Annotated in this window: 21 protein-coding genes; 13 read left to right on the forward strand and 8 right to left on the reverse strand. The window is 68.2% G+C overall.

The features are described from left to right. Window positions 1–70: 70 nt before the first annotated feature. Window positions 71–427: a nuclear transport factor 2 family protein gene (locus tag AC1RR5_RS24680; RefSeq protein ID WP_492926038.1), complete on the reverse strand. Its 357-nt coding sequence runs from the start codon at window positions 425–427 to the stop codon at window positions 71–73. Between the two features lie 142 nt (window positions 428–569). Here AC1RR5_RS24680 and AC1RR5_RS24685 point away from each other — a divergent pair, with 142 nt between their 5' ends. Continuing rightward, window positions 570–2,210, forward strand: coding sequence for an NAD(P)/FAD-dependent oxidoreductase (locus tag AC1RR5_RS24685; RefSeq protein WP_492926040.1), 1,641 nt, complete (start codon window positions 570–572; stop codon window positions 2,208–2,210). Between the two features lie 35 nt (window positions 2,211–2,245). Further along, a complete protein-coding gene (locus tag AC1RR5_RS24690; protein ID WP_492926042.1) occupies window positions 2,246–2,896 on the forward strand; it encodes an NIPSNAP family protein in 651 nt (216 codons plus the stop codon). Here AC1RR5_RS24690 and AC1RR5_RS24695 read toward each other — a convergent pair. The 3 genes from AC1RR5_RS24695 to AC1RR5_RS24705 all read right to left on the reverse strand — a co-directional run bounded on the left by AC1RR5_RS24695 (window position 2,893) and on the right by AC1RR5_RS24705 (window position 5,936). After that, window positions 2,893–3,963: an alkene reductase gene (locus AC1RR5_RS24695; RefSeq protein WP_492926044.1), complete on the reverse strand. Its 1,071-nt coding sequence runs from the start codon at window positions 3,961–3,963 to the stop codon at window positions 2,893–2,895. The two genes, AC1RR5_RS24690 and AC1RR5_RS24695, sit on opposite strands and share 4 nt — an antisense overlap. 129 nt (window positions 3,964–4,092) lie before the next feature. After that, window positions 4,093–5,475 (reverse strand): FAD-containing oxidoreductase, encoded by a 1,383-nt coding sequence (locus tag AC1RR5_RS24700; protein ID WP_492926046.1) that lies wholly within the window; start codon window positions 5,473–5,475, stop codon window positions 4,093–4,095. Continuing rightward, on the reverse strand, window positions 5,472–5,936 hold the full coding sequence (locus tag AC1RR5_RS24705) for a DUF4126 family protein (protein ID WP_492926048.1): 465 nt from the start codon (window positions 5,934–5,936) through the stop codon (window positions 5,472–5,474). Before AC1RR5_RS24705 ends, AC1RR5_RS24700 begins: the two co-directional genes overlap by 4 nt. A 211-nt stretch (window positions 5,937–6,147) precedes the next feature. Here AC1RR5_RS24705 and AC1RR5_RS24710 point away from each other — a divergent pair, with 211 nt between their 5' ends. The 9 genes from AC1RR5_RS24710 (at window position 6,148) to AC1RR5_RS24750 (ending at window position 16,466) form a co-directional block, all read left to right on the forward strand. After that, a complete protein-coding gene (locus AC1RR5_RS24710) occupies window positions 6,148–6,720 on the forward strand; it encodes an ANTAR domain-containing response regulator (protein WP_492926050.1) in 573 nt (190 codons plus the stop codon). Then, on the forward strand, window positions 6,717–7,721 hold the full coding sequence (locus AC1RR5_RS24715; RefSeq protein ID WP_492926052.1) for a CmpA/NrtA family ABC transporter substrate-binding protein: 1,005 nt from the start codon (window positions 6,717–6,719) through the stop codon (window positions 7,719–7,721). Before AC1RR5_RS24710 ends, AC1RR5_RS24715 begins: the two co-directional genes overlap by 4 nt. A 233-nt stretch (window positions 7,722–7,954) precedes the next feature. Then, the gene (locus tag AC1RR5_RS24720; RefSeq protein WP_492926054.1) at window positions 7,955–9,175 is read left to right on the forward strand and encodes a nitrate/nitrite transporter; all 1,221 of its coding nucleotides are present in this window, start codon (window positions 7,955–7,957) and stop codon (window positions 9,173–9,175) included. A 25-nt stretch (window positions 9,176–9,200) separates the two neighbouring features. After that, the gene (nirB, locus tag AC1RR5_RS24725) at window positions 9,201–11,666 is read left to right on the forward strand and encodes a nitrite reductase large subunit NirB (protein ID WP_492926056.1); all 2,466 of its coding nucleotides are present in this window, start codon (window positions 9,201–9,203) and stop codon (window positions 11,664–11,666) included. Then, window positions 11,663–12,013 carry a nitrite reductase small subunit NirD gene (gene nirD, locus AC1RR5_RS24730; RefSeq protein ID WP_454715989.1) on the forward strand — a complete coding sequence of 117 codons (351 nt, stop codon included), beginning with the start codon at window positions 11,663–11,665 and terminating at the stop codon, window positions 12,011–12,013. Before nirB ends, nirD begins: the two co-directional genes overlap by 4 nt. Continuing rightward, the gene (locus AC1RR5_RS24735) at window positions 12,013–14,694 is read left to right on the forward strand and encodes a nitrate reductase (protein WP_492926058.1); all 2,682 of its coding nucleotides are present in this window, start codon (window positions 12,013–12,015) and stop codon (window positions 14,692–14,694) included. The genes nirD and AC1RR5_RS24735 overlap by 1 nt, the downstream gene beginning before the upstream one ends. Continuing rightward, window positions 14,684–15,454 carry a uroporphyrinogen-III C-methyltransferase gene (cobA, locus tag AC1RR5_RS24740; protein ID WP_492926060.1) on the forward strand — a complete coding sequence of 257 codons (771 nt, stop codon included), beginning with the start codon at window positions 14,684–14,686 and terminating at the stop codon, window positions 15,452–15,454. Before AC1RR5_RS24735 ends, cobA begins: the two co-directional genes overlap by 11 nt. A gap of 75 nt (window positions 15,455–15,529) precedes the next feature. Then, window positions 15,530–15,937 carry a GFA family protein gene (locus AC1RR5_RS24745; protein ID WP_492926062.1) on the forward strand — a complete coding sequence of 136 codons (408 nt, stop codon included), beginning with the start codon at window positions 15,530–15,532 and terminating at the stop codon, window positions 15,935–15,937. 7 nt (window positions 15,938–15,944) lie between these two features. Next, a complete protein-coding gene (locus tag AC1RR5_RS24750; protein WP_492926064.1) occupies window positions 15,945–16,466 on the forward strand; it encodes a YdeI/OmpD-associated family protein in 522 nt (173 codons plus the stop codon). Here the strand turns inward: AC1RR5_RS24750 and metC are convergent. Then, window positions 16,463–17,611: a cystathionine beta-lyase gene (gene metC / locus AC1RR5_RS24755; protein WP_492926066.1), complete on the reverse strand. Its 1,149-nt coding sequence runs from the start codon at window positions 17,609–17,611 to the stop codon at window positions 16,463–16,465. The genes AC1RR5_RS24750 and metC overlap by 4 nt on opposite strands. A gap of 75 nt (window positions 17,612–17,686) precedes the next feature. Here metC and AC1RR5_RS24760 point away from each other — a divergent pair, with 75 nt between their 5' ends. After that, on the forward strand, window positions 17,687–18,763 hold the full coding sequence (locus tag AC1RR5_RS24760; RefSeq protein WP_492926068.1) for an amino acid ABC transporter substrate-binding protein: 1,077 nt from the start codon (window positions 17,687–17,689) through the stop codon (window positions 18,761–18,763). On the opposite strand, the gene sseA is transcribed toward AC1RR5_RS24760, so the two are convergent. The 3 genes from sseA to AC1RR5_RS24775 form a co-directional block, all read right to left on the reverse strand. Further along, complete coding sequence (sseA, locus tag AC1RR5_RS24765) at window positions 18,760–19,617, reverse strand: 3-mercaptopyruvate sulfurtransferase (protein WP_492926070.1); 858 nt, start codon at window positions 19,615–19,617, stop codon at window positions 18,760–18,762. The genes AC1RR5_RS24760 and sseA overlap by 4 nt on opposite strands. Window positions 19,618–19,652: 35 nt before the next feature. Next, a complete protein-coding gene (locus tag AC1RR5_RS24770; protein WP_492926072.1) occupies window positions 19,653–20,633 on the reverse strand; it encodes a cysteine synthase A in 981 nt (326 codons plus the stop codon). 181 nt (window positions 20,634–20,814) lie between these two features. After that, window positions 20,815–22,254, reverse strand: coding sequence for a cryptochrome/photolyase family protein (locus AC1RR5_RS24775; protein WP_492926074.1), 1,440 nt, complete (start codon window positions 22,252–22,254; stop codon window positions 20,815–20,817). A 60-nt stretch (window positions 22,255–22,314) separates the two neighbouring features. Between AC1RR5_RS24775 and kdsA the strand changes: the two genes are divergently transcribed. Then, complete coding sequence (kdsA, locus tag AC1RR5_RS24780) at window positions 22,315–23,178, forward strand: 3-deoxy-8-phosphooctulonate synthase (RefSeq protein WP_492926076.1); 864 nt, start codon at window positions 22,315–22,317, stop codon at window positions 23,176–23,178. Window position 23,179: the final 1 nt, after the last annotated feature.

Genomic DNA, 23,179 nt, shown 5'->3' on the forward strand with positions numbered 1-23,179 from the left:
ACCGTTCACTTCCTCGGCTTCATTCACCTCGCCGCCGCCATGATCTGGATGCGCTGAATGTCGATAAGGCCTAGGCCGGGACCTTGTCGAGGAAGCCGGTGACGATGCTCAGGCGGCCGTTTTCGACCACGCCGAAGTCGGTGCCCTCGACCAGGCTCTGGCCGTCCGGACCCAGGGTCCACGAGAAGCGGACCTTGTCGCCGTAACCATCAGGCCTACCCGCCAGCGTGAACCGGAAACCCGGGAACTGCTGGTGAACGCCGGCGATCAGCGCGTCGATCTGGGCGCGGCCTTCGCCGGTCATCATTGGGTCGACGTAGCGGGCGTCTTCGGTCCATAGGGCGGCCAGCAGGCCGGCGCGGCGATCGGCGTCGGTCTCGTTCCAGCTGTCGACATAAAGTTGGGCGATCTGGGCGGCGTCGGTCATGGCGGGTCTCCGTTTTGCAAAGCGCCTGGCGTTTCCAGGCCCGCTCTTGATGCCTTTGCTTGAGAGGCTGCGCGATTACGCGGCAGGTAAAGGCCGCCGGTCCGGATGGCGCGCGGGCGCGGTTCCGGCTAAGACGCGCGCCATGCTGCGTATTTCGGAACTGAAACTGCCGCTCGGCCACCCGCCGGAGGCCATGGCGCCGGCCATTGTCGAGCGCCTCGGGATCGCGCCCGACGATCTGCTGAGCCACGTTGTCGCCCGCCGCGCCCACGACGCGCGCCGCAAGGCGGCGATCCTGATGATCTATTCGGTCGATGTGGAACTGCGCGACGAGGCCGCCGTGCTGGAGCGCTTCAAGGGCGACCACCACGTCCGCGTCCGCCCCGACACCGACTACAAGTTCGTGGCCCAGGCGCCCGAGGGCTTTGACGGTCCGCGTCCGGTCGTCATCGGAGCCGGTCCCTGCGGCCTGTTCGCCGGCCTGATCCTGGCCCAGATGGGCCTGAAGCCGATCATCATCGACCGCGGCAAGATCGTGCGCGAGCGCACCAAGGACACCTGGGGCCTGTGGCGCAAGAGCGAGCTGAACCCGGAGTCCAACGTCCAGTTCGGCGAGGGCGGGGCGGGGACCTTTTCGGACGGCAAGCTCTACAGCCAGATCAAGGATCCGCGCTTCCTGGGCCGCAAGGTGCTGGAGGAGTTCGTCGCGGCCGGCGCGCCGGAAGAGATCCTGACCGAGGCGCACCCGCATATCGGCACCTTCCGCCTGGTGCACATGGTCGAGCAGATGCGCGCGCTGATCGAGAGCCGGGGCGGTGAGTATCGCTGGCAGCACAAGGTCGAGGACTTCAACATCGAGGTGGCCGCCGATGGCTCGCGCCGGCTGAAGGGTCTGCACATCGCCGGCCAGGACTACCTGCCGGCCACGCACGTGGTCATGGCCCTGGGGCACAGCGCGCGTGACACCTTCGAAGTCCTGTACGAGCGTGGCGTCCACATCGAGGCCAAGCCGTTCTCGATCGGCGTGCGGATCGAGCACCCGCAGTCGTGGATGGACAAGGCGCGCTTCGGGACCTGCGCCGGCCATCCCGACCTAGGCGCGGCCGACTATAGCCTGTCGCATCACTGCGCCAACGGCCGCACGGTCTACAGCTTCTGCATGTGCCCGGGCGGCACGGTGGTGGCGGCGACATCCGAGCCGGGCCGCGTCGTAACCAATGGCATGAGCCAGTATTCGCGCAACGAGCGGAACGCCAACTCCGGCTTCGTGGTCGGCATCGATCCCGAGCGCGACTATCCAGGTCACCCGCTGGCCGGGATCGAGTTCCAGCGCAAGTGGGAGAGCCTGGCTTATGTGGCGGGCGGCTCGACCTACCAGGCGCCGGGCCAGAAGGTCGGCGACTTCATGGCCGGCAACCCCTCGACCGAACTGGGCGAGGTTCAGCCGTCCTACAGGCCGGGTGTCACCCTGACCGACCTGTCGGCCTGCCTGCCGGACTTTGTGATCGAGGCCATGCGCGAGGCCCTGCCGGTCTTCGGCCGCCAGATCGCCGGCTACGACCATCCCGACGTGCTGCTGACCGGCGTCGAGACCCGGACCTCCTCGCCGATCCGAATCACGCGCGGCAAGGACTTCCAGAGCCTCAACACCGCCGGCCTGTTCCCGGCCGGTGAGGGCGCGGGTTATGCCGGCGGCATTCTCTCGGCGGCGGTGGACGGCATCAAGGTCGCCGAAGCCGTGGCGCAGGCCTACATCGCCGAGGGGCTGATCGAGGCCTGCTGACAGGATCGGGCCTCGCGCCTGATCTAAGCGGGGCCATGAACACCGTCCTAGAGCTCCGCCAGTACAAGATCGTCCCCGGCCGTCGCGACGAGATGATCGATGTGTTCGAGCGCTGTTTCGTCGAGAGCCAAGAAGAGCAGGGCATGCGTCTGGTCGGCCAGTTCCGCGACCTGGACGACCCGAACCGCTTCACCTGGATCCGCAGCTTCGCGGACATGGAAGCGCGCGAGCGCGGGCTTAACGCCTTCTATTTCGGCCCGGCCTGGCAGGCGCATCGCGACGAGGCCAACGCGCTGCTGCTGGACAACGACAACGTCCTGCTGCTCAAGCCCCTGACACCGGAGATGGCCTTCGCCGACACGGATCGGCACGAGCCGCCGGCATCGGCGAGCCCGGTAGTGGCGACCATCTTCTATCTCTGGAAGGATCCGGCCGAGGGCTTTGGCCAGTTGTTCGCAGAGCGCGTCGCGGCAGCGGGCCTGCCCACGCTGGGCGTCTACGTGCCCGAGACAAACGAAAACACCTTTCCGCGCTTGCCGGTGCGACAGCACGAGAAGGTGCTCGTGTGGTTCTCGCGGGTCGAGGATCAGACTTGGCTGGCCGCCGATCCCGACATCGTCGACGCCCAGGAGCGCCCGGCCCAGGTTCTGCGCCTGGACCCGACACTCCGGTCTCGTCTGCGTTAGGCGACTTCCGTCACCTGCTCCAGCGTCGGGTAGTCCGTGTAGCCTTCGGCGCCCGGGGCGTAGAAGGTGGCCGGGACCGGCGCGTTCAGCGGCGCGCCCTTTTGAAGGCGCTCCACCAGGTCCGGGTTGGCGATGTAGGCCTTGCCGAACATGACCGCGTCGGCCTTGCCGGCGTCGATCGCGGCGTTTGCCGTCGCGAGGTCGAACTTTTCATTGGCGAAGTACACGCCACCGAACGCGGCCTTCAGCGCCGGGCCCAGGCTGTCGGCGGCTTCATGCTCGCGAGTCGAGATGAAGGCGATCTTGCGCTCGCCCAGGGCCTTGGCGACGTAGCCGAAGGTGGCGGGCAAGTCGCTGTCGCTGATGCCGTGACTATCGGCGCGCGGCGCCAGGTGGACGCCGACGCGGCCGGCGCCGAACACCGAGACGACGGCGTCGGTGACTTCCAGCAGCAGGCGGGCGCGGTTCTCGATAGGACCGCCATACTGGTCGGTGCGCTGGTTGGAGCCGTCCTGCAGGAATTGGTCGAGCAGATAGCCGTTAGCGCCATGGATCTGCACGCCGTCGAAGCCGGCGTCCTTGGCGTTCTGGGCGCCTTGGCGGAAGGCCTCGACCACGCCGGCGACTTCCTCGGTGGTGAGGGCGCGCGGGGTGGGGTAGGGGCGCTCGGGGCGCAGCAGGCTGACATGGCCGCTGGCGGCGATGGCGCTGGGCCCGACCGGCAGGTCGCCGTTCAGGTGTTCGGGGTCCGAGATCCGGCCGACGTGCCAGATCTGCATGAAGATGCGGCCGCCCTTGTCATGCACGGCCTTGGTCACCTGCTTCCAGGCCTGGACCTGGTCCTGGGACCAGATGCCCGGGACGCCGGCATAGCCGACGCCTTGCGGCGTGACTGGAACGCCTTCAGTGATCAGGAGGCCCGCCGAGGCGCGCTGGCCGTAGTATTCGGCCATCAGGGCGTTGGGGGTGTGGGTCGAACCGGCCCGCAGGCGGGTCAGCGGCGCCATGACGACGCGGTTGGGAAGGGTCAGGTCGCCGACGCGCAGCGGGTCGAACAGGTTAGTCATCGCAGTATCCGTGAAAACGGGCGCCAACCCTCCGTCGGCGTCTGCGCAGCTATCTGGGGTCGGCCTGGCCTATCGCAACCGCAACAGGTTCTATTTCGTCTGATAGCGACCCTGCCAAAATCTGAAAATCTAAACCGGCTTCAGCTCTTGGAGCATCGTCGGGATCAGCTCCGACACGGTCGGGTGGATGTGCACCGCTCGCGAGATCACCGTGTAGGGCGCCTTGGCGTACATCAGGTCAATCATGCCGTGGATGGCCTCGTCGCCGTTCAGGCCCAGGATCGCCGCGCCGAGGATCTCCTTGGTCTCGGCGTCGACGACCACCTTCATGAAGCCTTGGGTTTCGCCCTTCTCGACGGCGCGGCCGACGCGGGTCATCGGGCGCTGGCCGACCAACAGCTTGCGACCAGTTGCCTTGGCCTCGGCCTCGGTCATGCCGACGCGGCCCAGCGGCGGATCGACAAATAGGCCGTAGCAGCTGATGCGGTCGCTGACCTTGCGGGAATCATCATCCAGCAGATTGGCGGCGATGATCTCGAAGTCGTTGTAGGCGGTGTGGGTGAAGGTGCCCTTGCCGTTGCAATCGCCCATGGCCCAGACGCCGGGGACAGTGGTGCGCAGCTGGTTATCGACGACGATGTAGCCGCGCTTGTCGGTCTCGATCCCGGCGGCGGCCAGGTTCAGATCGTCGGTGTTGGGCTTGCGGCCCACGGCCAGCAGCACGTGCGAGCCGGTGACCTGCGGCGCGCCGGCCTCGCAGGTGACGTGGATGCAGACGCCGTCCTCGTGCTGCGCGAAGCTGATGCACTCGGAGTTGAGACGCACGGCTATGCCCTCGGCCTCCAGGATCTCGCGGATGGCGTCGGAGACCTCCGGATCCTCGCGGCCGATCAGGCGCGGCCCCATCTCGACCACGGTCACCTGGCTGCCGAAGCGGCGGAACATCTGGGCGAACTCCAGCCCGATATAACTGCCGCCGACGATCACCAGGTGCTCGGGTAGAGTATCCAGCTGCATCATCCCGACATTGGTCAGATAGGTGATGTCGTTCACGCCCGGCATGTCCGGGACGTTGGCGCGGCCGCCGACGTTCAGGAAGATCTTCGGCGCGGTCAGCAGGTCGTCGCCGACGCGGACGGTGTCGGCGCTCTCGAAGCGGGCATGGCCCTGGATCACCGTCATGCCGGGCATGCCGCGCAGCCATTTCTCGACACCGCCGCGCGCGTTGTGGACGACGGTCTGCTGGCGTTCCTTGACCCGCCTCATGTCGATGCCGACCGGTCCGCCCAGCACGACGCCATAGTCTTCAGCCCGGCGGGCCAGGTGGGCGGCATAGGCGCTGGCGACCAGGGTCTTGGTCGGCATGCAGCCGGTGTTGACGCAGGTTCCGCCGAAGTCCTTGCGCTCGATCAGCGCCACCTTCTGGCCAGCGGCGGTCAGGCGGCCGGCCAGGGACGGACCGGCCTGGCCCGCCCCGATGATGATGGCGTCGAACGCGCGCGGAGAACTCATCGGGCCAGGGCCACGATCAGCAGTGCGCCGCCGACGGCGATGGCGTCCTCGATGAAGGCGGCCGGCGCGTCCTTGCCGAACTTGGCGGCCAGCCGGCCTCGCAGCTCGGCGCCGCCCAGGGTGCCAAGCACCGCGCCCACCACGCCGATCACGGCGCCGCGCACCCAATGGCCGCTGGGCATCATCAGGGCCGCGCCGCTGAAGGCCCCGGTCAGCAGGCGCGTGCCGAACTGGACGGGGACCTTGCGGCTGGGGGTCTTGGGCAGCTGGTCGGCGACCAGTTCCAGCAGGGCCAGCACGGTCAGGACGCCGACCGCGATCCAGCCGCCCAGCCAGGCCAGCGGAAAGCCCGCCAAGGGCAGCCAGCCCAAGCGGGCGGCCCAGGCCACGGCGGCCGGCGCCGTCATGGCGCGCAGGCCGGCGATCACGCCGATCAGCAGGGCGAGCAGATAGAGGGTCATGAACGAACAGCTCCGCTTGGTCTCCGCACCGATCTGGCGCGTTCGCGCAAGGCAACGCAAGGTCGATCGACGGTCTTGCATGTTCTCGTCGCATTGGTGCGACGCCCAAGGAATAATCGCCGGCGCCCGCTATCTGGGCGGACTGCGATGCGGGCGCCCCTGGCGGGGGAAAGTTCCCCCATGCCGGCCGGCGCCGCTTAGGACGAGGGCGATGCGGGTGCTTGTCATTGATCCAGATACCGCGCGCGCCGCCCTCGTGGCCGAGGGACTGGAGGGCGTGCAACCGCTCGAGGTGCGCCGTTTGGCCGTCTTCGACGAGGCCGAGGTCCTGGCCTTCGCGCCGGACGTGGTGGTGATCGCCGCCGAGAGCCCCGACCGCGACACCCTCGACAGCCTCAAGGACTACGGCCATGGGCGGCCCGTGGTGATGTTCGTCGACCGCTCCGAGCCGGGCTTGGCCGAGCAGGCCGTGCGGGCTGGCGTGGCGGCCTATGTCGTCGACGGCCTGGCGGCCAATCGCGTACGCTCGATCCTGGACGTGGCCATGAGCCGCTTTGCTTTGACCCAGCAGCTGCGCGGCGACCTGGCCAAGGCCAAGGCCGACCTGGAATCGCGCAAGACCGTCGAGCGCGCCAAGGGCCTCTTGATGAAAGAGCGCGGCCTGGACGAGGACGGCGCCTATCGCCTGCTGCGCAAGCTGGCCATGGACCGGGGCAAGCCGATCGGCTCGGTCGCCGCCGACCTGCTGGCCTTCGCCGGCGTGCTGAAGGGCGACGCCTCGTGAGCGGGCTGTCCGAACTGAAGCTGGGCTTCATCCCGCTGACCGACTGCGCGCCGCTGGCGGTCGCCCAGGCGCTGGGCTTCTTTGAGGAAGAGGGGCTGAGCGTCGAGCTGGTCCGTGAGGCCTCCTGGGCCACGATCCGCGACAAGGTCGCCGTCGGCGCTCTGGACGGCGCGCACATGCTGGCGCCGATGGCCTTGGCGGCGGAGGGCGCGATCCTGGCGCCGCTGGCCCTGAACCGGAACGGCAGCGCCATCACGGTCTCGACCGCGCTGGCGAAGAAGATGGGAACTGGCCTTGCCCAGGTCGTCGCGACGAGACGGGCGAGCGGGCAGGGGCCGCTGACCTTCGCCGTGGTCTTCCCGCATTCGATGCATAACTTCTTCCTGCGCGACTGGCTGGCGCGGGGCGGCGTTGATCCCGACAACGATGTCCGCATCGTGGTCATCCCGCCGCCGCGCATGGTCGAGCGGATGCGAGCGGGCGAGGTCGACGGATTCTGCGTCGGCGCGCCTTGGAACGCCGTGGCCGAGGCCGAGGGTATCGGCAGGATGCTGATCACCGCCTCGCAATTCTGGCCGGGCGGTCCCGACAAGGTGCTGGGCGTTACGGCCGACCTGGCCGCCCAGCGCCCGGACGAGCTGCGAGCCTGCCTGCGGGCCGTGATCCGAGGCGCAGCCTGGGCGGATGATCCCGACAACCGTACGGCGCTGATCGAACTGCTGGCGCGGCCCGACATGATCGGCGCCGCGCCGGCCGCTATCGCGCGGGCGCTGGAGTCGGAGATCGTCTTCCACCGCGACGCCGCCGGCCTGCCACGCCGCGAGCACGGCCTGTGGTTCCTATCGCAAATGGACCGCTGGGGGCAGCTCGACTCGGTCACTGACCTGCAGGTCCTGGTGGACCAAGTCTACCGCCCAGACCTCTATCGCGACGCCGCGCTGTCGCTCGGCCTGCTGGAAGCGCTGGCCTTCGCCGATCCCGCCAGCGCCGTTCCGGCCTAATCTGCACATTTCAAGGGCGTCGCTGGCGCCCGTTTGCTGAGCAAGCGTGCGCCGCACACTTCTTGGCGCTGCAGCGCGGCATCAGCCGTGACATCGAGCTCGTTGCGGGTCTCACCTAAGCTCAAGGCCAACGAACAACGGCGTTCGCGGCTGCCAGAGGACCGCTCGGATGCGGTCAGCCACCCGGAGCGATGACGCTCCGCTCTCGCAGACACGCAACCCTTGAGGCCGTCATGATCTCCCGCGACTTCCTGAAGGCCGGCCATGCGCCGACCCTGTTCGCAGCGTTCCTGTACTTCGATCTCAGCTTCATGGTCTGGGTGATCCTGGGCCCGCTGGGCGTGGCCATCGCCAAGGATTTCCATCTCGACCCCGCCCAGAAGGGCCTGATGGTCGCCATCCCGGTCCTGGCTGGCGCGGTGCTGCGCCTGGTCAACGGCGTGCTGGTCGATCGGATCGGCCCGAAGAAGACAGGCATGATCGGTCAGCTGATCGTGCTAGCGGGCCTAGTGCTGGCCTGGGCGGTCGGCATCCACAACTACCAACAGGTGCTGGCCCTGGGCATCATCCTGGGTGTCGCCGGCGCCTCGTTCGCCGTCGCCCTGCCGCTGGCCTCGCGCTGGTATCCTGCGGAGCATCAGGGCTTGGCCCTGGGCATCGCCGGCGCCGGCAACTCTGGCACGGCCCTGGCGGCTCTGTTCGCCCCGGTTCTGGCCAAGATGTTCGGCTGGCAGACCGTGATCGGCCTGGCCGCCATCCCGCTGGCCGTGGCCTTCGTCGTCTACATGCTGCTGGCCAAGGACGCGCCGGATCAGCCCGCGCCAAAGAAGCTGGCCGAGTACCTGGACGTGCTGAAGGTTCCGGACGCCTGGTGGCTGATGCTGCTGTACGGCGTGACCTTCGGCGGTTTCGTCGGCCTGGCCTCGTCGCTGACCATGTACTTCAACAGCGAGTACGGCCTGGATCCGGTGATCGCCGGCTTCTTCACCGCCGCCTGCGTGTTCGCCGGCTCGTTCATCCGCCCGGTCGGCGGAGCCCTGGCCGACAAGTTCGGCGGCGTGCGCACCCTGAGCTTTGTCTACGTCCTGGCCGCCCTGGGCCTGGCTACCGCCAGCTTCCAGCTGCCGACCGCCTGGTTCGCCCTGGCCGCCCTGATGTTCTCGATGCTGGCCCTGGGCGCCGGCAACGGCGCGGTGTTCCAGCTGGCCCCGCAGCGCTTCCGCAAAGAGATCGGCGTCATGACTGGCCTGATCGGCATGACCGGCGGCATCGGCGGCTTCTACCTGGCCTCGACCCTGGGCATGGCCAAGAAGATGACCGGTTCCTACCAATCCGGCTTCCTGGGTTTCGCCTTGCTGGCCCTGTTCGCCTTCGTCGCCCTGTTCAGTCTCAAGGCCCGCTGGCGCGCCATCTGGCCGACCCTGCAAGGCGACGCCGCCAGCATCCGCGTCTGATCCCCGCTTCCTGAAAGATAAGCTCATGACCAAGCAACGTCTGGTCGTCATCGGCAACGGCATGGCCGGCTGCCGGGCGGTCGAGGAAGTGCTCAAGCGCGACCCGAACCGCTACGACGTCACCATCTTCGGCGCCGAGCCGCGGGTGAACTACAACCGCATCATGCTGTCGCCGGTGCTGGCGGGCGAGAAGACCTTCGACGACATCGTCATCAACGACGAGGCCTGGTATCGCGACAACGCCATCACCCTGCATGCCGGTCGCGCCGTCACGGCGGTCGACCTGGAAGGCCGCAAGGTGTTCGCCGAGGGCGGTCTGGAAGTCGGCTACGACAAGCTGATCCTGGCCACCGGCTCGGACCCGTTCCGCCTGCCGCTCCCGGGCATCGACCTGAAGGGCGTGGTGACCTTCCGCGACCTGGACGACGTCGAGGCCATGGTCGCGGCCTCGGGCAAGCCCGGCGCCCGCGCCGTAGTCATCGGCGGCGGCCTGCTGGGCCTGGAAGCCGCCTACGGCCTGGCCCGTCGGGGCATGGGGGCCACGGTCGTCCACCTGATGGACGTGCTGATGGAGCGCCAGCTGGACGAAAGCGCCGGCTTCCTGCTGCGCGAGGCCCTGGCCGAACGAGGCGTCGAGACCGTGCTGGGCGCCCATTCCGAGGAGATCGTCGGCGAGGACGGCAAGGTCGCCGGCCTGAAGCTGAAGGACGGTCGCGTCCTGCCGTGCGATCTGCTGGTCATGGCGGTCGGCATCCGGCCGAACTCGACCCTGGCCAAGGCTTCGGGCCTGCAGGTCAATCGCGGCATCGTCGTCGACGACGTCATGCGCACCTCGGACCCGGCCGTGTTTTCGGTCGGCGAATGCGTCGAGCACCGCGGCAGCTGCTACGGCCTGGTCGCGCCCATCTGGGACATGTGCCGGGCCCTGGCCGAAGAGCTGACGGACGGCGAGGGCGGTTATCAGGGCTCGGTCCTGTCGACCCGCCTGAAGGTCTCCGGCGTAGACGTCTTCTCGGCCGGCAAGTTCGCCGGCGGCGACGGCTGCGAGGACATCGTGTTCCGCGACGCCGCGCGCGGCGTCTACAAGCGCGTGGTCATCGAGGACGGCAAGGTCGCCGGCGCGGTGCTGTTCGGCGACGCGGCAGACGGCGGCTGGTACTTCGACCTGATGAGGGCGGGGACCGACGTCGCCGACATCCGCGAGACCCTGATCTTCGGGCAAGCGATCACGGAAGGCCTGTCTGGCCTGGACCCTAGCGCGGCCGTTGCGGCCATGCCCGACACGCAGGAGATCTGCGGCTGCAACGGCGTCTGCAAGGGTGCGATCACCGGCGCGATCACGGCCAACGGCCTCACCTCGCTGGACGATGTCCGCGCGGTGACCAAGGCCTCGGCCTCGTGCGGGTCGTGCACGCCGCTGGTGGAGCAGGTCATCCGCCTGACCCTCGGCGACGGCTTCAAGGCCCAGACCGGGCCCAAGCCGATGTGCAAGTGCACGCACCATCCGCATGGCGACGTGCGCAAGGCGATCGTCGAGCTCGAGCTGAAGTCGATGCCGGCGCTGTTCCAGGCGATGGAATGGACCACGCCCGACGGCTGCGCCTCGTGCCGTCCGGCCCTGAACTACTACCTGCTGTGCGCCTGGCCGGGCGAATATGTCGACGACAGCCAGTCGCGCTACATCAACGAGCGCGTCCACGCCAACATCCAGAAGGACGGCACCTATTCGGTCGTCCCGCGCATGTGGGGCGGCATGACGACGCCCGACGAACTGCGGGCCATCGCCGACGTCGCCGACAAGTACGACATCCCCTCGGTCAAGGTGACGGGCGGGCAGCGTATCGACCTGCTGGGCGTCAAGAAGGACGACCTGCCGGCGGTGTGGGCCGACCTCAACGCCGCGGGCATGGTCAGCGGCCACGCCTACGCCAAGGGTCTGCGCACGGTGAAGACCTGCGTCGGCAGCGACTGGTGCCGGTTCGGCACCCAGGATTCCACCGGCCTCGGCATCAAGCTCGAGAAGTTCATGTGGGGCTCGTGGGCGCCGGCCAAGGTCAAGCTGGCCGTGTCGGGTTGTCCCCGCAACTGCGCGGAATCGACTTGCAAGGACATCGGCGTGATCTGCGTCGACAGCGGCTACGAGATCCATGTCGGCGGCGCGGCGGGCCTGCACATCCAGGGCACCGAGTTCTTGACCAAGGTCGCGACCGAGGACGAGGCGATCCAGCTGATCTCGGCGGTCATGCAGATGTACCGCGAAGGCGGCTGGTACCTGGAGCGGATCTACAAGTGGATGGCCCGCATCGGCCTCGACACGATCCGCGCCCGGACCGTGGACGACCTCAACAATCGCGCGGCGCTGTTCGCGCGCTTCGTGGTCTCGCAGGAGACCGCCCAGATCGACCCGTGGGCCGAGCGCGCCTCCGGTCGCGTGGCGGCGGGCGAGTTCAAGCCCATGGCGACCCTTCCTCTGGAGATGGCGGCCGAATGACCCTGCAAGCCCATATCGATCCCGATTGGCGTGACGTCGGCGCCGTGACCGACATCCCCGAGCGCGGTGCGCGACGGGTGGCCACGGCCCAGGGCGATGTCGCCGTGTTCCGCACCGGCGACGGCCAAGTCTTCGCTCTGGTCGACCGCTGCCCGCACAAGCACGGTCCCCTGAGCCAAGGCATCGTCCATGGCCACGGCGTGACCTGTCCGCTGCACAGCTGGGTCATCGACCTGGCGACCGGTCACCCGACCGGAGCCGACGCCGGCAAGGGCTGCACGCCCGTGGTGCCGGTGCTGGTCAAGGACGGCCGCATCCTGCTGGCCCAACCGGCGATGGCCGACTGATGGCCGACGGCTCCACAGCGCTCCCGACGATCAAGACCACCTGTGCCTATTGCGGCGTCGGTTGCGGCGTCGCGGGAATGGTGGGCGAGGGCCGTTCGGTGTCGATCGCCGGCGACGCGGTCCACCCGGCCAATCTGGGCCGGCTGTGCTCCAAGGGGTCCGCCCTGGGTGCGACGGTGGGTTTAGAAGGCCGGCTGCTGGAGCCGACGATCAACGGCAAGGTCGCGTCGTGGACCGAGGCCACATCCCTGGTCGCCAAGCGCTTCAAGGACACCATCGCCCGCCACGGTCGCGACAGCGTCGCCTTCTACGTCTCGGGCCAGCTGCTGACCGAGGACTACTACGTCGCCAACAAGCTCATGAAGGGCTTCATCGGCTCGGGCAATATCGACACCAACAGCCGCCTCTGCATGGCCTCGGCCGTCGTCGCCCACAAGCAGGCCTTCGGCGCCGATCTGGTGCCGGGCTGCTATGAAGACCTCGACCTGGCGGACCTTGTGGTGTTCAGCGGCCACAACGCCGCCTGGACTCATCCGGTGCTCTTCCGCCGCATGGAGGCCGCCAAGGCGCGCGGTCAGAAGCACGTGGTCATCGACCCGCGCCGCACCGACACCGCTGAGGGCGCGGACCTGCACCTGGCGATCGCGCCCCAGAGCGATGTGCGTCTATGGAGCGGCCTGCTGGCCGACCTGATCCGGCGCGGCGCGATCGATCGTGACTACATCGCTGAGCACGTGAACAATTTCGACCAAGTGGTCGCCGCGCTTCTGGAAATGGACCAGTCAGTCAGCGCTGTCGCCGCCGACTGCGGCGTGCCGGTCGAGTCGGTGCAGGACTTCTACGACCTGTTCGCCGAGCACGAGCGGACGGTCAGCCTGTTCTCGATGGGGGCCAACCAGTCTGCCCAGGGCGCGGCCAAGGGCCTGGCGATCATCAACGCCCACCTGGCCACTGGCCGGATCGGCAAGCCGGGCGCCTGCCCGTTCTCGATCACCGGCCAGCCCAACGCCATGGGCGGCCGCGAGACCGGCGGCATGGCCAACACCCTGGCCGGCCACATGGACTTCGCGCCCGAAGACCGCGACCGCGTCGCCCGTTTCTGGGGCGCGCCCGACACCGTCCGCGCGCCGGGCCTGAAGGCCATCGAGATGTTCGAGGCCGTCCGCGACGGGCGGATCAAGGCGATCTGGGTCATGGCTACCAACCCGGCTGTCAGCCTGCCCGACAGCGGCGCGGTCCGTGAGGCCCTGGCCAAGTGCCCGTTCGTGGTGGTCTCCGACTGCGTCGAGACCGACACCACCGCCTTCGCCGACGTCAAGCTGCCGGCCCTGGGATGGAGCGAGAAGGACGGGACGGTCACCAATTCCGAGCGCCGCATCTCGCGCCAGCGGGCCCTGTTCCCGGCGCCGGGCAATGCCCGCGCCGACTGGAAGATCATGGCCGACGTGGCCACGGCCATGGGCTTTGACGGTTTCAGCTGGGCCAGCAACGCCGGTGTCTTCCGCGAATGGGCGCGTCTGACGGCCTATGAGAATGAAAGCCGTCTGCTCAATATCTCTGGCCTTTCGGCTTTAACGCCAGAGGCTTATGGCGAACTCCTGCCGATCCAGTGGCCCGTGAAGGCCGACGGCAAGGGCACGCCGCGCCTGTTCGTCGACGGCCAGTTCCAGACCCCCGACGGCCGCGCCCGCATGGTCCCGACCCGGCCGCGCGGCCCGGCCGAGGCCGTCAGCGGCGCCTTTCCTATGTCGCTGAACACCGGCCGCATCCGCGACCAGTGGCACACCATGACCCGCACGGGCCTGGCCCCGGACCTGTGCCGCCACGCGCCCGAGCCCTATGTCGAGATCCATCCCGAGGACGCCCAGGCCCGGGGCCTCCGCGACGGCGCCCTGGCGCGGGTGATCACCGGGCGCGGCGAGGCCGTCGCCGTGGCCAAGGTCACCGACCGCCAGCGGCGCGGCGGCCTGTTCATGCCGATGCACTGGACCGACGCCTTCGCCCCGTCGGGCCGCGCCAACGTCCTGGTCGCGCCGAATATCGACCCCACCTCGGGCCAGCCCGAGTTCAAGCACACCCCCGCCCGGATCAGCGCCTATCGCGAGACCTGGACGGGCTTCTTTCTCACCCGGTCCAGCCTCGCATCCCCCGGTGGGCTGGACCTCGTCTGGCGGCGTATCCCCCACGACGCCTGCCAGCAGCACGAGTTCGCCGGCCGGGGCGACGCCGCCGAGCGCGACGCCCTCCGCAAGGTCCTGTCCAAGGGCCTGGCTGGCGAACTCGTCACCTATGAGGACGCCGCGACCGGCGCCCGCCGCCAGGCCTGGATCGACGACGGTCGTCTGGTCGCCGTCCTGTTCATGACCACTTCCGGCCGCCTGCCGGCGCGCGACTGGCTGGCCGAAATGTTTACGCAGGACGACCTTAGCGCCGAGGCGCGTTCGACCCTGCTGTTCGGTCGCCCACCCGGCGCGGCCGCCGACAAGGGGCCGATGGTCTGCGCCTGCCTGAAGGTCGGGGCCAAGGCGGTCGACGCCGCCATCGCCGCCGGCGCCCGGACGCCGGACGCCGTCGGCAAGGCGACGGGCGCGGGGACCAACTGCGGGTCCTGCCGTCCGGAAATCGCTCGCATGATCAAAGCTTTGTCGGTCGCTTCTAAGGAGCCCGCCCATGTCGGTTGAGAACACGCTCGGCAAGGTCCTGTTGGTCGGCGCCGGTCCCGGTCCGGTGGACCTGATGACCGTCCGCGCCTTTCGCGCCGTCGAGAGCGCCCAGGCGCTACTCTACGACGCCCTGTGCTCGGAAGAGGCCATCGCCCTGGCGCCCGCCGGCTGCGTGCGCATCCAGACCGGCAAGCGCGCCGGCAAGCCCAGCATGAAGCAGGACGAGATCAACCGCCTGATGCTGCGTCTGGCCCGCAAGGGTCTGCGGGTCGTGCGCCTGAAGGGTGGCGATCCGTCGATCTTCGGCCGCGTGGGCGAGGAGGCCGCGTTCCTCAACGGCTTCGGCGTCGAGACCGAGGTGGTGCCCGGCGTCACGGCCGCCTGCGCCGCCGCAGCGCAGTTCGGCTTCCCCCTGACCCATCGTGGAGAAGCCCGCCGGGTGGTCTTCACCACCGCACGCCTGGAGGCCGGCAAACTGTCGGGCGACTGGAGCGCCGCCGCCGATCCCGAGGCGACCCTGGCGGTCTATATGGGCGGCGACGTGGCGGGCGACTTGGCCCAGCGGATGATCGAGGCCGGCCGCCCGGCCGACACCCCCGTCGCCGCCGTCGAGAAGGCCGGCGGCGCCGACGCGAGGCTCTACACCGCCACGCTGGCGACCCTGGCCGAGCGCATTGCCGAGGCTGGCGACGGGCCGCTGCTGATCGTGGTTGGCGAGGTCGCGGCTCAGGCTCACGCGGTCGCGGAGATCGTCGAGCAGTCGCGTCTCACCGCCTGATACTGACAGTAGGGTGGCAGCAGTTCCTCTCTAGAACGGCGTTCAACGAGACGCTTATCGAGAGAGGGACGACCCATGCTGAAGACTTATACCGGCGGCTGCCACTGCGGCGCGGTCCGCTACGAGGCCGAGATCGACCTGGCGGCCGGCACGGGCCGCTGCAACTGCTCGATCTGCGCCAAGACCCGCTCGTGGGGCGTGTTGATGAAGCCAGACGCCTTCCGCCTGCTGGCTGGCAAGGAGCATCTGGGCGCCTATCAGTTCGGCACGATGAGCGGCGACCACCGCTTCTGCATGACCTGCGGCGTGCGGGTGTACGGCGAGGCCAATGTCGAGCAGCTGGGTGGCGAGGTCGTCTCCGTCCAGGTGGCGACGCTGGACGCCGAGCCCGAGGAACTGGCCGCCGCGCCCATCAACTACGGCAATGGTCGCGACAATCTCTGGTGGGAGCAGCCCAGCGCGGCCGAAATGCGCTACCTCTAGGGCCATCATGACCAGCCTTCGCTATCGCTCTCGTATCGACATCAACGGCATCAACCCGTTCGTGCCGGTCGATCCCGAGCAGGCCCGGAGCCTGCGCGAAGGCTGGCGCAAGCCGATGCCGGTGCTGGTCCAGATCAATGGCGCGCCCGCCGAGCCGTGGCGGATCAATATGATGCCGCGCGGCGACGGCGGCTTCTTCCTCTACCTGCACGGCATCGTCCGCGAAGCAGCCGCTGGGGTCGGCGTGGGCGATGAGGTCGAGGTGTCGGTGGTCTTCGACAAAGACTATCGCAGCGGCCCAGCCCATCCGATGCCGGAGGCTTTCGAGCATGGGCTGGCGCGCAACAAGGCCACCGCCCAGGCCTGGGAAGCCCTGACGCCCAGTCTACGCAAGGAAGTCCTGCGCCGCTTCGACAGCGTGAAGTCCGAGGCCGCCAGGACGCGCAACATCGAGGACGCCCTGGCCGTGCTAGGCGGCGCGCCGGGCCGGTTCATGGCTCGCGACTGGAAGGACGGCGCGGTCGTCTAGACCAGCTTCTCGAACGCCTGGTCGAGGTCGGCCTTGAGGTCGTCGACGTTCTCCAGCCCGATGTGGAAGCGCAACAGCGGACCTTCCAGACTGACCGGCACGGCGCGGTTCTTCAGCTGCGGATCGCAATGGATGGCCAGGCTTTCATAGCCGCCCCACGAAAAGCCCAGGCCAAACAGCTGCAAGGCGTCCAGGAAGGCGTGCACCGCGCGCTGGCTGGCCGGCTTCAGCACCACGCCGAACAGGCCGCAGGCGCCGGTGAAGTCACGCTTCCAGAGCGCGTGGCCAGGATCGCCGGGCAGGGCGGGATGCAGCACCCGGGCCACCTCGGGCCGGTCCTGCAGCCAGCGGGCGATGGCAAGACCACTCTCCTGGTGGCGCGGCAGGCGCGTGGCCAGGGTCCGCAGGCCGCGCAGCATGGTGTAGGCGTCGTCGGGCGACACCGACCAGCCGATGTCCCACATGGCGTTGCCCAGCTCGTTGCCGATGTCGACATCCATGGTCGTGGCCGAGCCCATGAAACAGTCCGAGTGGCCGCCGACATATTTGGTCAGGGCCTGGACGCTGATCGTCACGCCGTGCGCCAGCGGCTTGAAATAAAAGCCGGCCGCCCAGGTGTTGTCGATCAGGGTGATGATCCCCCGGTCATTGGCCGCCTTGGCGATGGCCGGGATGTCCTGCATCTCGAAGGTCAGGGAGCCGGGGGCTTCCAGCAGGATCATCCGGGTCTTGGGCGTGACCAGCGCCATCAGGGCGTCGGGTGTCAGGGCCGGGTCGTAGTAGGTGGTGGCGACGCCAAAGCGGGTCAGGACGCGGTCGCAAAACCGGCGCGTGGGCTTGTAGGCGCTGTCGACCACCAGGATCTCGTCGCCGGCCTTCAGCACCGCCAGCATGGCTCCGGTGATCGCCGCCAGGCCCGAAGGATACAGCGTCACGTCCGGCGAACCCTCCAGTTCGGCCAGAGCGCGTTGCAGGGCGGCGGGCGAGGACAGGCCGGTGATGCCGTAGGTGATCTGGTCGTCGTCATACAGCGACGCGGCATTGGGCAGCAGCACCGTCGAGCCGCGCTGGATCGGCGGATTGACCACGCGCGCCAGACTGGTGGGCTCGGAGCCTGTACGGATCAGACGGGTTTCTTCATCCATGGCGGGACTCTTCGGCGACGCGGCGTAAGGCTTGTGGTTTAAGGCCCCGCGCGCACGGTTCAAGGGAGCGATCGGGTGTCGGTGCGATTTGGCTTGGCGATTTTGGCGGTGCTGGCTTTGGCGGGCTGCGAACGGCCCGCGTCCAAATCAGAGTCCAAGCCAACCGAAGCGCCGCTGGCCATCAAAGCCGCCGCCGCCAGCAAGACCCTGAAGGCCGTCCGCGCCCGCGGCGAACTGCGCTGTGGCGTGAACCCTGCGCTGCCGGGCTTCGCCTTCCAGGACAATGGCGGGCGCTGGCGCGGCTTCAATGTCGACTTCTGCCGCGCCCTGGCCGCCGCCGTTCTGGGCAAGCCCGACAAGGTGACCTTCGTGCCGCTGGGCAACGAGGAGCGGATCACGGCCCTGCGCGCGGGCAAGGTCGACGTTCTGTGGCGCAACACCTCCTGGACCTTTTCGCGCGACACCGGCGACCAGCTGGACATGGCGGCGATCTCGTATTTCGACGGTCAGGGTTTCCTGGTCCGCCGCAGTCTGAACCTGACCAGCGCCGTCGAGCTGAACACGGCCAAGATCTGCGTCCAGGGCGCGGCCACCTCGGCCCAGAACCTGGAGGACTTCTTCCGTTCGCGCGGCATCGCCTACACGGCCATGGTGTTCGACAGCGAGGAGCAGACTCGCGCCGCCTACCAGGCCGACAAGTGCGACGCCTTCACCGCCGACATCTCGGCCCTGGCGGCGGCGCGGACGCTGATGGACGACCCCGGCGCCCATGTGATCCTGCCCGACGCCATCTCCAAGGAGCCGCTGGGCCCGCTGGTGCGCCAGGACGATCCGGCCTGGACCGACATCGTCCGCTGGACCCTCTACGCCCTGGTCCTGGCCGAGGAGCGCAGCGTCACCAAGGCCAACATCAAGGACATGAAGGGCGGCGCCGATCCCGAGGCGCGGCGGCTGCTAGGTGAAGGCGAGTACGGCGCCAAACTTGGCCTGGACGCCGACTGGGCCGCGCGCGCCATCATGGCCGGCGGCAATTATGGCGAGATCTTCGACCGCGACATCGGCCAGGGTTCGGCGCTGAAGCTGGACCGGGGCCTGAACGCGCTGTGGAACGCGCCCAAGCCCGGCCTGCTGTACGCGCCGCCGATGCGCTAGGTCGCGGGACCGGTGGCCACGGGCACATCCGCCAGACCGCCCCATTCCGTCCACGAGCCGTCATAGACCGCCGAGCGCGGCTTGCCGAGCCGCGCGAGGGCCAGGGCCACGACCGAGGCGGTGATGCCCGAGCCGCAGGTCGAGACGATCGGCTTGTCGATGTCGACGCCTGCCTTTTCGAACACCGCCTTCAACTCGTCCACCGGCAGCATGGTCGCGTCCGGATCCAGCAGGGCTGACAGCGGAATGTTGCGGGCACCCGGCATGTGGCCGCTGCGCAGGCCGGCACGGGGCTCGGGATCCTTGCCCTCGAAGCGGCCGGCGGCGCGGGCGTCGATGATCTGCTCGCGGCCGGTCTCGACGATGCTCCGCATCTGCTCGACCGAGCGGTAGATGTCGGCCTGGTAGCGCGGCGTGAAGTGGCGCTCCTGTGGCGAGGCGGGACCGTCCTCGACCGGGCGACCTTCGGCGATCCACTTGGGCAGGCCGCCGTCCAGCACCACGACGTCCTCGTGACCCATGGCGCGGAAGTGCCACCAGGCGCGAGCGGCCGGCAGGATGCCGATGCTGTCGTAGACGACGATGCGTGAGCCGTCGCCCAAGCCCAGCTTCTTGACGCGCGAAGCGAACTTGGCCGCCGTCGGGATCATGTGCGGCAGGTCGCTGGTCTCGTCCGAGATGTCCTCGATGTCGAAGAACACCGCGCCCGGGATGTGGGTCGCCAGGAACTCCGCGCCGGGATCGCGCTGGGCGGCCGGCATGTGCCACGAGGCGTCGACCACGCGCACGTCCGGGGCGTCGAGATGCTCGGCCAGCCAGGCGGTGGAAACCAGCGGATCGGACGGGATGCTCATGGCGAGGCCTTTTGGAATCGAACTCGCTGGCGACCTTACATCCAAGGCGGGACGGGGAGGCCCTTTTCCGCCAGGAATTCGCGGTTGAACAGCTTGGACTGATAGCGCGAGCCGTGGTCGCACAGGATGGTCACGATGGTGTGGCCGGGGCCCAGCGCCTTGGCCAGCTTGATGGCGCCGGCGACGTTGATCCCCGTTGAGCCGCCCATGCACAGGCCCTCGTGCTGCACCAGGTCGAAGATCACCTCCAACATCTCGGTGTCGTCGACCCGGAACGGATAGTCGATGACCAGGTCCTCGAGATTGGCGGTGACGCGGCCCTGGCCGATGCCCTCGCTGATCGAGGCGCCTTCGGCTTTCAGCTCGCCGTCCTTGTACCAGCTATAGAGGGAGGCGCCGTAAGGATCGGCCAGGCCGATCTTCACGCCGGGCTTGCGCTCGCGCAGGGCCTGGGCGACGCCGGCCAGGGTGCCGCCCGAACCGACCGCGCAGATGAAGCCGTCGACCTTGCCGCCGGTCTGTTCGAAGATCTCCGGACCGGTGCCCAGGTAGTGCGCCTCGCGATTGGCGACATTGTCGAACTGGTTGGCCCACACGGCGCCAAGTTCCTCGGCCAAGCGCCCGGAATAACGAACATAATTGTCGGGATTGGAGTAGGGGACGGCGTCCACCTCGACCAGCTCGGCGCCCAGCAGGCGGATGGCGTCCTTCTTCTCCTGGCTCTGGGTGCGCGGGATGACGATGGTCGTTTTGTAGCCCAGGGCCGAGGCGACCATGGCCAGGCCGATGCCAGTATTGCCGGCCGTACCCTCGACGATCCGGCCGCCGGGTTTCAGCAGGCCCTTGGCTTCCGCGTCGCGGATGATGCTCAGCGCCGCGCGGTCCTTGACCGACTGGCCGGGGTTCATGAACTCGGCCTTGCCCAGGATCTCACAGCCGGTGGCCTCGCTGGCGCGGTTCAGGCGGATCAGCGGGGTGTTTCCAATAGCGTCTAGAACGCTGGGCAGGGCGGTCATGGTCGGCCTTCGAGAGGAACTTTCGGATGGCTGGTAGATCGTGCCGCGCCCCGCCCGCGCAACCCCATTTTTCCTGAAGGCGCTTGAGCGGCGCCCGCAAACCCTGAGCTTGGCCATGGGGTTGGCGGGCTATCCACAAGGCCATACAAGACATACAGAGCTGAATGGCTCAGTGTTGCCGCTACAGGCTGCGATAGGCCTCCATGGCCCGTTCCCGCGCCTTGCCATGGTCGATGATCGGTCGGCCGTAGATGCGCTTGGCTTCCGCCGGCAGGTGGAGGGCCCGCTCCCACGGCTTGTGGATCACGTCGTCGGGAACCTTGGCCAGCTCGGGAACCCAGCGCCGGACATAGACGCCGCGTGGGTCGAACTTCTCGCCCTGGGCGATAGGATTGAAGATTCGGAAATAGGGCGAGGCGTCGGCGCCGCTGCCGGCCACCCACTGCCAGTTGCCGACATTGTTGGGCAGGTCGGCGTCGACCAGCGTGTCCCAGAACCAGGCCTCGCCCTCGCGCCAGTCGACCAGCAGGTGCTTGATCAGGAACGAGGCGACGATCATGCGCACGCGGTTGTGCATGAAGCCGGTGGCCCACAGCTCGCGCATGCCGGCGTCGACGATGGGATAGCCCGTTTCGCCCTTGGTCCAGGCGTCGAAGGCCTTGGGATCGCTCTGCCAGGGGAAGGCGTCGAACTCGGGCCGGAAGCTCTTGGTCAGCAGGTCCGGCCAATGGAACAGGATCGAGTGGTTGAACTCGCGCCAGCCCACTTCCGACAGGAACTTCTCGACCTCGCCGGCGGGGGCGTCGCCGTGCTCGGCGGCGTTACGGGCGGCCAGCCAGACCTGGCGTGGGCCGATCTCGCCGAAGTGCAGGTGCGGCGACAGGCCGGAGGTGGCTTCCACGCTGGGGATGTCGCGCTTCTCGCCATAGCCGTCGACCGGGCCCGACAGGAAGTCGTCCAGCCGCTCCAGCGCCCCGGCCTCACCGGGCGTCCACTGGTCGAAGCCCTTGGACCAGTCGGGCTTGGTCGGATGCAGAGCCCAACCGGCCAGGCTTTCGGTGTGCGGGAAATGTGCCGGTGATTTCAGCGACTTCGGGGCAGGTTCTACGACGACGTGGGTCAGGTGTTCGCGGGCGGCGCGCCAATAGGGCGTGAAGACCTTGTAGGGCTGCTTCGAACCGTTCTGGACCGTCCAAGGTTCGTTCAGCAGGCTGGCATTGAAGCTCTGGCAGTCGACGCCAGCGTCCTTCAGACGGGCCTTGATCGCGGTGTCGCGGTCGATGCTGTCCTTGTCGTAGAGCCGGTTCCACAGCACGCAGGTCGCGCCGGTGTGGGCGATAACGTCGTCCAGCACCTCGGCGGCGACGCCCTTGCGCAGCACCAGCTTATTTCCAAGTTTCTCAAGGCTTTCGCCGAGGCTCTTCAGCGACTTGTCCAGCCACCACAGCGAGGCCGCGCCCATCGGCCGAATGCCGAGCGTCTCGTCGAGGATATAGAGGCAGATCACCGGTCGGCCGCTGCCGGCGGCATGGCGCAGGGCGGGATTGTCGGCTATGCGCAGGTCGTTGCGGAACCAGACGATGATCGCCTTACCGTCGTCACTGTTCTTCTGCACTTGCACCGCCTCGCCCGAAGGGTCACCTCTGGGCGCCTCAAATCCCTATCCGTCGGAATAGTTGCCGTGAGTCAGCCGCAAGCCGTAGCCCCGAATGCCGTCGTCGAGATCAAGACTCCGAACGGCGCGCCCGTCCGCATCGGCAATGGCGAGAAGCTGTCGATCATCGCAGGCCCGTGCCAGATGGAAAGCCGCCAGCACGCGCTGGAAACGGCCCATGCGCTGAAGGAGATGGCCCAGCGTCTCGGCGTCGGCCTGATCTACAAGACCTCTTACGACAAGGCCAACCGCACCTCGGCCAATGCCCAACGCGGCATCGGCCTGCACGACAGCCTGCCGATCTTCCAGGAGATCCGCGAGGTCACAGGCCTGCCGACCCTGACCGACGTGCACGAGACCAGCCACTGCCCGATTGTGGCCGAGGCGGTCGACGTCATCCAGATCCCGGCTTTCCTGTGCCGCCAGACCGACCTACTGGTCGCCGCCGCCAATACGGGCCGAGCGATCAACATCAAGAAGGGCCAGTTCCTGGCCCCGTGGGACATGAAGAACGTCATCGCCAAGGTGACCGGCGCGGGCAATCCCAACGTCATGGCCTGCGAGCGCGGCGCCTCGTTCGGCTACAACACCCTGGTTAGCGACATGCGCAGCCTGCCGATCATGAAGGAGATCGGCTGCCCGGTCGTCTTCGACGCTACTCACAGCGTGCAACAACCAGGCGGGCTGGGTGCGTCGTCCGGAGGCCAGCGCGAGTTCGTGCCGGTCCTGGCCCGCGCCGCCGTGGCCGTCGGCGTGGCCTGCGTGTTCATCGAGACCCACCCGGACCCGGACCACGCTCCTTCGGATGGCCCCAACATGGTGCCGATGAGCCAGTTCGAGGCCCTGGTCGGCAACCTGCTGAAGTACGACGCCCTGACCAAGGCGGCCTAAG

It is taken from the genome of Caulobacter sp. GW821-FHT11E11, from assembly GCF_058808315.1.

What these genes read in the sequence shown, in the direction of transcription:
- AC1RR5_RS24685 (WP_492926040.1), top strand. Translation starts at nt 570, where the DNA reads ATGCTGCGTATTTCGGAACTGAAACTGCCGCTCGGCCACCCGCCGGAG.
- AC1RR5_RS24710 (WP_492926050.1), top strand. Translation starts at nt 6,148, where the DNA reads ATGCGGGTGCTTGTCATTGATCCAGATACCGCGCGCGCCGCCCTCGTG.
- cobA (WP_492926060.1), top strand. Translation starts at nt 14,684, where the DNA reads ATGTCGGTTGAGAACACGCTCGGCAAGGTCCTGTTGGTCGGCGCCGGT.
- AC1RR5_RS24735 (WP_492926058.1), top strand. Translation starts at nt 12,013, where the DNA reads ATGGCCGACGGCTCCACAGCGCTCCCGACGATCAAGACCACCTGTGCC.
- sseA (WP_492926070.1), bottom strand. Translation starts at nt 19,617, where the DNA reads ATGAGCATCCCGTCCGATCCGCTGGTTTCCACCGCCTGGCTGGCCGAG.
- AC1RR5_RS24745 (WP_492926062.1), top strand. Translation starts at nt 15,530, where the DNA reads ATGCTGAAGACTTATACCGGCGGCTGCCACTGCGGCGCGGTCCGCTAC.
- AC1RR5_RS24695 (WP_492926044.1), bottom strand. Translation starts at nt 3,963, where the DNA reads ATGACTAACCTGTTCGACCCGCTGCGCGTCGGCGACCTGACCCTTCCC.
- AC1RR5_RS24750 (WP_492926064.1), top strand. Translation starts at nt 15,945, where the DNA reads ATGACCAGCCTTCGCTATCGCTCTCGTATCGACATCAACGGCATCAAC.
- AC1RR5_RS24700 (WP_492926046.1), bottom strand. Translation starts at nt 5,475, where the DNA reads ATGAGTTCTCCGCGCGCGTTCGACGCCATCATCATCGGGGCGGGCCAG.
- AC1RR5_RS24705 (WP_492926048.1), bottom strand. Translation starts at nt 5,936, where the DNA reads ATGACCCTCTATCTGCTCGCCCTGCTGATCGGCGTGATCGCCGGCCTG.
- AC1RR5_RS24720 (WP_492926054.1), top strand. Translation starts at nt 7,955, where the DNA reads ATGATCTCCCGCGACTTCCTGAAGGCCGGCCATGCGCCGACCCTGTTC.
- AC1RR5_RS24770 (WP_492926072.1), bottom strand. Translation starts at nt 20,633, where the DNA reads ATGACCGCCCTGCCCAGCGTTCTAGACGCTATTGGAAACACCCCGCTG.
- nirB (WP_492926056.1), top strand. Translation starts at nt 9,201, where the DNA reads ATGACCAAGCAACGTCTGGTCGTCATCGGCAACGGCATGGCCGGCTGC.
- nirD (WP_454715989.1), top strand. Translation starts at nt 11,663, where the DNA reads ATGACCCTGCAAGCCCATATCGATCCCGATTGGCGTGACGTCGGCGCC.
- metC (WP_492926066.1), bottom strand. Translation starts at nt 17,611, where the DNA reads ATGGATGAAGAAACCCGTCTGATCCGTACAGGCTCCGAGCCCACCAGT.
- AC1RR5_RS24690 (WP_492926042.1), top strand. Translation starts at nt 2,246, where the DNA reads ATGAACACCGTCCTAGAGCTCCGCCAGTACAAGATCGTCCCCGGCCGT.
- AC1RR5_RS24680 (WP_492926038.1), bottom strand. Translation starts at nt 427, where the DNA reads ATGACCGACGCCGCCCAGATCGCCCAACTTTATGTCGACAGCTGGAAC.